The 6375-nt window shown below is 65.7% G+C and carries 5 protein-coding genes and 1 pseudogene; 4 read left to right on the top strand and 2 right to left on the bottom strand.

Annotated elements, in window-relative coordinates; genetic code table 11:
• The 3 genes and pseudogenes from BN10_RS15155 to BN10_RS15165 all read left to right on the top strand — a co-directional run.
• Positions 1-535, top strand: a 535-nt coding sequence (locus BN10_RS15155; RefSeq protein ID WP_040752063.1) for an IS30 family transposase, incomplete at its 5' end; no start/stop codon positions are given.
• Positions 536-542: 7 nt separating this feature from the next.
• Positions 543-830, top strand: a pseudogene (locus BN10_RS15160) (integrase core domain-containing protein); the annotation flags it as partial.
• Between the two features lie 41 nt (positions 831-871).
• On the top strand, positions 872-2848 hold the full coding sequence (locus BN10_RS15165; RefSeq protein WP_010852119.1) for a carbamoyltransferase family protein: 1977 nt from the start codon (positions 872-874) through the stop codon (positions 2846-2848).
• Here the strand turns inward: BN10_RS15165 and BN10_RS15170 are convergent.
• Together BN10_RS15170 and BN10_RS15175 are read right to left on the bottom strand one after the other, a co-directional pair.
• Entirely contained in the window at positions 2845-3609 is a 765-nt protein-coding gene (locus BN10_RS15170; RefSeq protein ID WP_010852120.1) for a phytanoyl-CoA dioxygenase family protein, read from the bottom strand. The two genes, BN10_RS15165 and BN10_RS15170, sit on opposite strands and share 4 nt — an antisense overlap.
• A 44-nt stretch (positions 3610-3653) precedes the next feature.
• Positions 3654-4577, bottom strand: coding sequence for a fatty acid desaturase family protein (locus BN10_RS15175; protein WP_010852121.1), 924 nt, complete (start codon positions 4575-4577; stop codon positions 3654-3656).
• 398 nt (positions 4578-4975) lie between these two features.
• Between BN10_RS15175 and BN10_RS15180 the strand changes: the two genes are divergently transcribed.
• Positions 4976-6375, top strand: a 1400-nt coding sequence (locus tag BN10_RS15180; RefSeq protein WP_040753907.1) for a class I tRNA ligase family protein, incomplete at its 3' end; no start/stop codon positions are given.

Raw genomic sequence — 6375 nt, forward strand, 5'->3', positions numbered from 1 at the left:
GCACTGGGAGGGCGACCTGATCATCGGCCTGGAGCGCTCCGCGATCGGCACACTGGTCGAGCGCACGACGCGCTACACGATGCTGGTCCACCTCCCCCGTGAGGAAGGGTGGCGACACAAGGGCGCGGTCAAGAACGGCCCGGCCCTGGCCGGCTACGGCGCGATCACGATGAAGAACCGCCTCGCCGAGACCATGTCGACCCTGCCCGAGCAGCTGCGCCGCTCGATCACCTGGGACCGCGGCAAGGAGATGTCCGCCCACGCACAGTTCAAGGTCGAGACCGGCATCCCGGTCTTCTTCGCCGACCCCCACAGCCCCTGGCAGCGAGCCACCAACGAGAACGGCAACGGCCTGCTACGGCAGTACTTCCCCAAAGGCACCGACCTCTCCCGCTGGTCCGCAGAAGACCTCGACGCCGTCGCCCACGCCCTCAACACCAGGCCCCGAAAAGTCCTCGACTGGAAGACCCCCGCCGAAGCCCTCGACCAGCACCTACGATCGTCCCCACCAACCGGTGTTGCTTCCACTGGTTGAATCCGGTCAGTACACCTCCGAACAACTCGACCGGGTCGCCCGCGACCTGGACGTGCGGCTCTCGGTCGGCCGGACCGGGGTGTGCTGGGACAACGCTCAGCAGGAAAGTTTCTGGTCGACGCTGAAGACCGAGTACTACCACCGACACGTCTTCACCACCCGCGCCGCTGCCGTCCTAGGGGTCAGCGCGTGGATCGAGAACGTGTACAACCGCCGTCGGCGCCACAGCGCCCTCGGCATGATCAGCCCGGTAGCCTTCGAGCACCGGACCACCACCGCGGCCCAAGCCGCATAAGCGATGTCCGTCAAACGGGGTCAACCACAAGAGGTTCTGCGATGTTGGTGTTGGGGATAAGCGGGAGCTTCAATACAGAAGACGAGCAATGGATCACCGGCCTACCGCGGGGCTTCTTCCACGACTCCGCAGCGGCGATCGTCGAAGACGGTCGGGTGCTGTTCGCCGCTGAGGAGGAGCGTCTCAGCAGGGTCAAGCACACCCACGCGTTCCCGCTGCGGGCGATCCAGGCGTGCCTCCGGCACCGCGCCGTGTCATTGCGCGACATCGATGAGGTCGCGTTCTTCTTTGACGAGACCTTCCTTGACCACGAGCTGTCGACGTTTCGTTTGGGGCGCCCCGACCTGGCCGAGGTGGGCGCTCGCGCGCGCATCGGGACGCTCCTCGACGGCGAGGTCGATCCCGAGCGGATCAACTTCGTGCCCCACCATGTCGCGCACGCCGCCGCGACCTACCGCGAGTCCGGCTTCGACCAAGCGCTTGTCCTGGTTATGGACAGCAGCGGCGAAGCCGAGTCGGTGTCGGCGTTCCGAGCCGGCGACGGCGAGCTGGCTCTTGAGCACCAGGTGCCCACGGCCGCTTCGCTTGGGCAGTTGTATTTCCGCGGTACACGGTTCCTCGGCTTCAGACTGTTTGACGAGTACAAAGTGATGGGTCTGGCTCCGTATGGCGACCCGACGCGATACCGAAAGGTGCTGAGCGGCCTATACGAACTAGGCCCGGACGCCACATACCAGTTCGACGCAGAAGGGATGGATGAACGCCTCCTGCGCGCGGGCATCCGTCCGCGTCGACAGGATGAGCCGCTTGGCGCAGACCACCGTGACTTCGCCGCCGCTTTGCAGGAGACGCTGGAAACGATTGTTGGTCATGTCGCTGGCGGCCTGATGGCTCGCACCGGGCAGCGGAACCTCTGTCTTTCCGGCGGCGTCGCGCAGAACTGCACCATGAATGGCCGCCTAGCGTCCTCAGGACGGTTCTCGGACATCTTCGTGCACCCCGCGTCGCACGATGGGGGGGCCGCGCTCGGCGCGGCCTTTGGTCGTGCGCCCGGCCGGCAGGGAGGGCGCCGACGCCGCACCGACCTCGGCACCGACATCGGGTCGGACGCCGACATCGGAAGGCTCCTCGACGCCTGGGGCGATCATGTGACTGCGGAACTCCAGGACGACATCGCCGATGCAGTTGCTGGCCAGCTCGCCGCTGGTCTAGTTGTCGGATGGGCTCAGGGCCGGGCCGAGTTCGGCCCGCGGGCGTTGGGCCACCGCAGCATCGTCGCCGACCCGCGACCGGCCGCGAACCGCGACCGCATCAATCGCATCATCAAACAGCGTGAGTCATTCCGGCCGTTCGCGCCGGCCGTGCTCGCCGAACGAGCAAACGACTACTTCCAACTCGCGGGTGTGGAGCCGGACTTCATGACGTTCGCGCTGACCGTGCGTGCGAGGCACCGCGAACTCCTCGGCGCAGTGACACACGTCGACGGTTCTGCACGGGTGCAGGTTGTTAGACGTGACGTCGACCATTTGTTTTGGCGCCTTATCGACCGCTTCGGTGCGCGGACCGGCACCCCAGTGCTGCTCAACACATCGTTCAATAGCAACACCGAGCCGATCGTTGACTCGGCCGCCGACGCCGTCCGCTGCTTCCTCACCACCGGTCTCGACCAAGTGGCGATCGGCTCATACCTGGTCAGCCGCAAAGCGCTGGTGTTCGATGCTTCTACGCTCGTTCCAGTGCTGACGCCGACCGTAGCCATGCGGATCCGCCGCCCGCCGCGGGGGCCGGAGGAGTGGGAGCTACACGAATGGTCACATCCGACCGACTCCGCTCGTACCGCCAGACTGTCCACCGCGGCGGCCGGTGCAATCATCGAGGCAGCCGGACACCGCCGACTTGGCGACTGCGTTACCTCGGACAGCCTCCCAGAGGTCGAGGCCGAACTCATATCGCTGTGGCATAGCCGGCTCGTAGACCTCGTTCCCGCCGGGCTGTGTGCCACAGAGGGTGGCAACTAACCGTATGGGCCGTGCGGGTGCATACCGAGCAACCTGCGCCGACGCGGGCCGGCCCGCTCGATGATCTCGGCCGGGATCTGTACATTCATGTATGGGTGGAACCGCTGGGAGATGAACCGGCGACCATATGTCACCTGTAGCACATATCGACAGCTGTTGGAGAGGTTCGTTGCCCCACGGTGCCAAGTCTGCCCATTGAGGAGCAAGCAGTCACCAGCCTTGGCGATCATGCTGACGCAGCCGCGACCCTCCCATATCAAGTCCTCGTCTCGGTCCGGTGGATAGCGGCCGCTGCGGTGGCTGCCTGGCACGATCTGTGTCGGACCGAGTTCTAGTGGGACATCGTTGAGGTAATACAGGGCTGTCATCACGTAGCACGGCATGCTCATGCGCGAGTCGAGCCTGACGCCTTCCGGCACTGGAACGATGACGGTTTCGTCGACGTGCCACCGGTCGATGCCGCTGTTGGGCCGCGTAAATACCGTGTTGTTTGCGATAACGTGGCAATTGGCGCCCAGCACCGCCTCGGCGACGTCAACGACCGGCTCTCGATCGAGCATATTCTCGAATGCTACGCCGCGGCGAAACATTTGGTGCCTGTGGAACTGCGTCGGATTACCCGTGGGACAGGGGTGCCTATGAGCCTCCTCGACGCCCTGGCGTAGGAATGTAGCCTCGTCCACGTTCAAGACACCCGGGAGCATGACATACCCGTCGCGGTCGAACTGCGCCGCCCAGTCAACCACGCGTTGTTCAGTCATTTCGCTCCGTTTCGTCCTCGGTTCCACACGGCTGGCTGGAGCCCTTAGGTCCGCGCCCCAAGCCGCTCGGGCCCGGCCACGGGCGTGGGCTGGCCGCGCCGTGCTGCGAGAATGTTCCGGAGGAGATCGAGGTGGAACCGCAGATAGCCGTTCGCGCTCGGAGCGATGGATCGGCCAACCGACCCTGGCAGCAGGCTGAAGTGTAGATGTGGGTTACGGTGGTGGACGGCGTGCAGGTTGAAGTTCCATACGAGGAACTGCGTCACCGGCCATGTGCGAATGTTGCGGGTGGAAAACTCCTGATCTGCGAGTCCGAAGTGTTCCGGAACCGCCGTGACATAACCGTAGACTGGAGCTATACAGAACAACGGTAGGAAGCCTGCCACCAGCGCCCCGACTGGATCGGCGATCACCCAGGCCATCAAGGTTCCCAGCATTAGCATCGGCACGACGAAGCCGGCCAATGCCTGCCGTCGCATGATGGGGCCAAGTGCGGTTGGCCGACCGCGAACGGCCGCCGCCCCCACCCGCCAGTTGAGGACGTGTAGCGGGCTGGGCGGAAGAGCCCAGCGGGTCAGGTAGCGCATGTAGGCCCCCACCGACTGGAGGTCGTCAAAGTCGAAAACCCCTTCTGAGTCCTTATCGGTACCCGTATTTGCGTGGTGAATGAGGTGGTACCGGCGGTGCACATCGTGGTTCAACAGCATGATTCCGTGCGTGAGTCGACCGAACAACCGTTCCAGGCTGGGCCTGTAGAACAGGTGACTGTGCACCGCCTCATGCGCGGCGCTGGAGATCCCTGTTATGCCAAACGTTTGCGCCACCCAAAGGAGCGGCAACCACCACCACGAGAACCAGTCTGACCGAGCCGCCACCAACAGTGCGGGGACGACCAGAAGGGACAGGGACAGGGTGAGACGACGGGCAGACCGGATCGCGCACACGCGTCGCGACGGGCCATTCGCCATGGTCGCGAGGCTACGACATGCAACTCCCGCAGCTCAACTGGCACGAGGCAACTGGCACGCACTGACCGAATCTCCGCGAGCCCAATGAAATCGGTTCTCGTACATCCGCTTGCGCAATGAGGCTAGGGCGCAACGGCCCTCAGGGACGCAACTGCGGTGCTCTTCCGGTCTGAGGCAGCGGGCTCGGCATTGTGGGCTGGTGGGCGTGCTGCCGCCGTCGATATTGGTCGAGACCACCTGGACGAGCGACCTGAGGCGTTGACGGAGTCCGGGTCGCGGACATCACCGGTTGAGCAGCCAAGACACGGCCCGAGTGCTCTGCCAATGCCGGTTAGGCGGGTGATGTCCTTAACCCGACCGAATGAACGGCCTTTGGGCCGTCTGGGAGGATGTCCGCCATGACCAAGCACCTCTCCGCTTCTCATCCTGCCTCCGTTCCGGAGAGGCCGTCCCTCGACGGCCTCGAGGACAAGTGGGCCGCGGTATGGCAGGACCAGGGCACCTACCGCTTCGACAGGGAGGCCGCGCTGGCCGGTCCGCGGGAGGCAGTCTTCTCGATCGACACCCCACCGCCGACCGCGAGCGGCTCCCTGCACATGGGCCACGTGTTCAGTTACACGCACACCGACTGCATCGCGCGCTACAAGCGGATGGCGGGCTTCAACGTGTTCTACCCGATCGGCTGGGACGACAACGGGCTGCCCACCGAGAAGCGGGTGCAGAACTACTACGGGGTGCGCGGTGACGCCACCCTCCCCTACGACCCGGACTTCGAGCCGCCGTTCCGGGGTGACGCCAGGAGCACCAAGGCCGCCGACGAGACGCCCATCTCGCGGCAGAACTTCATCGAGCTGTGCAACGAGCTGACCGCGCGTGACGAGGAGGCGTTCGAGTCCCTCTTCCTACGGATCGGGCACAGCTACGACTGGTCGATCACCTACCGCACCATCGACGACTATCCCCGCGCCACCGCCCAGCAGGCGTTCCTGCGCAACCTCGCCCGCGGCGAGGCGTACCAGGCCGAGGCCCCGGGTCTGTGGGACGTCACCTTCCAGACCGCCGTCGCCCAGGCCGAGCTGGAGGCCCGCGACTACCCGGGGCACTACCACCGCGTCGCGTTCCACGCCGCCGATGGTCCGGTGCACGTCGAGACGACCCGGCCCGAGCTCATCCCGAGCTGTGTCGCGCTCATCGCGCACCCCGACGACGAGCGCTACCAGCCGCTGTTCGGCACGACCGTGCGCACGCCGCTGTTCGACGTCGAGGTCCCGGTGCTCGCCCACCCGGCCGCCGAGATGGACAAGGGTGCCGGCGTCGCGATGTGCTGCACCTTCGGTGACCTCACCGACGTCCTGTGGTGGCGCGAGCTGCGCCTCCCCACGCGGTCGGTGATCACCCGCACGGGCCGGCTCCAACGCGAGATGCCCGAGTGGCTGCTGGGTGGGCCCGGCGAACACCTCTACGACCGGGAGCTGGCCGGCAAGACCGCGTTCGGTGCCCGTGAGGCCGTCGTCGCCGCGCTGCGCGAGTCGGGTGACCTCGAGGGCGAGCCGACCCCGACCAAGCGGATGGCGAACTTCTACGAGCGGGGCGAGAAGCCGCTCGAGATCGTCACCACCCGTCAGTGGTACATCCGCAACGGTGGGCGGGAGGCCGACCTCAACGCCAAGCTCTTCGGGATGGGTCAGTCCGTCGCCTTCCACCCGCCCTTCATGCAGGCCCGTTACGCGAACTGGGTGGCCGGCCTCTCCGGGGACTGGCTGGTCTCACGACAGCGCTTCTTCGGGGTGCCGATCCC

The organism is Phycicoccus elongatus Lp2 (assembly GCF_000367525.1).
Taxonomy (GTDB): domain Bacteria; phylum Actinomycetota; class Actinomycetes; order Actinomycetales; family Dermatophilaceae; genus Phycicoccus_A; species Phycicoccus_A elongatus.